The organism is Pseudomonadota bacterium (assembly GCA_010028905.1).
GTDB lineage: Bacteria > Vulcanimicrobiota > Xenobia > RGZZ01 > RGZZ01 > RGZZ01.
Map to the genome: position 1 here is coordinate 1 of RGZZ01000586.1, position 2823 is coordinate 2823.

The window sequence follows — 2823 nt, forward strand, 5'->3', positions numbered from 1 at the left end:
AGGAGATGGAGGTAGTGACGGACCAGTGACGCTACAGTGTCTTGCTCGAACAGATCGGTGGCGTACATGGCGTTGCACGCGAGAGTGCCTTCTACCTCGAAGACGTGTACCTCGAGATCGAAGCGGACCGTGGCCTGAGAGGGCGCAAAGCCAGTGACAAGGAGATCCGCGAGCCCAAATCCGTCGAAACGGGTGTTCTGCAGCGCAAACGACACCTGAACGATGGGCTGGGCGTCGGTTCTACGTTCGGGATTGAGCTCTGCCACGATCTTCTCGAAGGGTAGATCCTGATGGGTGTAGGCCTCGAGACAGACACGGCGGGTCTGTTCCAGCACCTCGGTGAAGGTCGGGTTGCCCGAGAGATCGCTTCGAAGGGCGAGGGTGTTCACGAAGAACCCGATGATCCCCTCGATCTCGGGTACCACGCGGTTGGCGACGGGGGAGCCGATGACGAGGTCATTGCTCTGGCTCCATCGCTGCATGAGCACGGCGAAGGCAGCGCGAAGCACCATGAAGAGGCTTGCATCGCTCGCCTTGGCGAGTGCGTGCAGGCGTGTCGTGATGCTGGCGTTGACCGTGGTGGTGACCACGCCGGCGCGATAGGTCGGACGCGGAGGGCGTGGGTGGTCGTAGGGGAGCTCGAGCAGGGGCGGGGCCCCGTCGAGATGCGCCTTCCACCAGGCGGTCTGGCGTTCGAGGCCGGCTCCAGAGAGCCAGTCGCGCTGCCAGCGGGCGAAGTCGGCGTACTGCACGGGAAGGGGGACGAGCGTCGGCGTCTGTTTCTGGCTGAACGCTCTGTAGAGCCCATCGAGCTCGCGCGAGAGCACGCCTATCGACCAGCCGTCGGATGCGATGTGGTGCATGGTGATGGTCAGCACGTGGTCGCGTGCAGCCAGGCGCAGCAGGTGTGCGCGGATGGGCCAGTCAGCAGCGAGGTCGAAGGGGCGTATGGCTTCGCGTGTGACCTCAGCACGTGCGGCTTGCTCGCGTGCCTCCTGGTTCACCATGCCGGAGAGATCGTGAATCGGCATCTGAACGGGTGCAGACGCATCGATGACCTGTCGGGGCACGCCGTTGACGGCGGTGAATCGCGTGCGCAGCGGCTCGTGGCGTGTGATGAGGGCGTCGAGGGCGGCCTGTAGCGCCCCAACGTCAAGGAGGCCTTCGAGTCGCAGGGCAAGCGGCATGTTGTAGAAGGGATTGCGGCCCACAAGCTGCTCGAGGAACCAGAGTCGCTCTTGCGCGAACGAGAGCGGCAGGGCGTGGTCATCGCGCGTCTGGGGCACGAGCGGTGGACGCACATGCCCGTCGGCGTCTTGCAGGGCCGCGGCGATCTCGGCGACGGTGGGGCCGGCGAAGAAGGTCTGCAGCGACACCTCCTTGCCGAGGGTGCGCGAGATTCGCGACACCACCTGTGTGGCCGAGAGCGAGTGCCCGCCGAGGTCGAAGAAGGCCTCGTCGATGCCGACCTTGTCGATGCCGAGTACGTCGGCGAAGATGGCGGCGATCATCTCCTCGATGGGATTGCGCGGCGCGGTCACGCGCTCCGCGCCACGCAGGGGCGCGGGCAGGGCCCGACGATCGACCTTGCCGCTGGCGTTGAGAGGGAGCCGCTCGAGCACGACCCAGGCCGACGGCACCATGTAGTCGGGCAGGCGCTCGGCAATCCACGTCTTGATCTCGGGGGCGAGATGGGTGGCGATGATGTGCGCCAGGGGGTCGTTTGCGAGGGGACCTGCGAGGCGTGAGCCGCGGCGCCGCGGGTGAAGACGGCGTCGAAGGAACCGTCGGAGGAGGCGGCGGTGAGCGACAGGCGCAGGATGAAGCCGTGCTCGAGGGCGATCGCGTGGAGCGCTTCGGGGTCGAGGTTGCGTGTCGAGACGGTGGCGTGTTGCGACTGGAGTGCAGCGTGCAGATCCGACGCTGTCTTCAGTGCGACGTCGGTCGCCTGGGAGGGGTGCTCGCTGAGGAGCGTCCGTACGAATCGATCGTCGTGGGTTCGCATGTTGGCGAGATGGGTGAATGCGATGACGTCTTGGGAAGAGCTTCGCAGGTGCGTGGTGATGTCGTCGAGCGTCGTGGATGTGGCATCGTGCCAGATCGGCGAGGCCGTCTCGCGCGCATCGTCACCATGGGTGAAGAGCACGGCGTCGTAGCGGTACTTTGTGAGCTCGTTGCGTGCGTGGCCGCGCTTTGGGGTCACCTCGACGCGCGCGATCTGGGGCCAGCGGTTCTTCCAGTCGGTGAACAGCGCCGGCGAGAGCAGCAGCTCTTCCTCGTTGCGCAGGCCGCGCTCGGTGCGTGTGCGCAGCTCGGGTGTCGAGGTGCTTCCTCCGTTCTCGAGGGCCTTGTGCAGCGCGATGGAGGCCTGGAAGGCGGGGAGCAGCTCGAGGTGTCGCAGGTCGCCGAGGAAGATGCGGCCTCCCGGGGCCAGCACGCGAAGCGCCCCCTGAACGACCCGCTCGAGATACTCGACCCCCGGGAAGTACTGCACGATGGAGTTGAGGATGACGAGATCGAATCCGCCCGCGGGCAGGTGCGCGGTGTCGTCTGCGGTGCGCTCCTCGATCTGCACATGTGCGAGATCGGCACGACTCGCGCACAGGTCGCGTGCGGCGGTTACCGACTCGTGAGAGAAGTCGAAGCCGAGATACGTCGCGCAGTCGGGTGCCAGGCGCGCCAGCAGCAGCCCCGTCCCGCAGCCAATCTCGATGACGCGCGGACGCGCGTCAGTGAGATCGGATGCGGGCAGATCGGGGGGGAAGCCAATCTCGATGACGCGCGGACGCGCGTCAGTGAGATCGGATGCGGGCAGATCGGGGG

At 66.3% G+C, this 2823-nt stretch carries 2 protein-coding genes; both read right to left on the bottom strand.

The genetic code is table 11. The features are described from left to right. On the bottom strand, positions 1–1643 hold a 1643-nt coding region (locus EB084_23160; GenBank protein ID NDD31163.1), incomplete at its 3' end, for a non-ribosomal peptide synthetase. Next, on the bottom strand, positions 1538–2823 hold a 1286-nt coding region (locus EB084_23165), incomplete at its 5' end, for a class I SAM-dependent methyltransferase (protein ID NDD31164.1). The genes EB084_23160 and EB084_23165, both read right to left, overlap by 106 nt.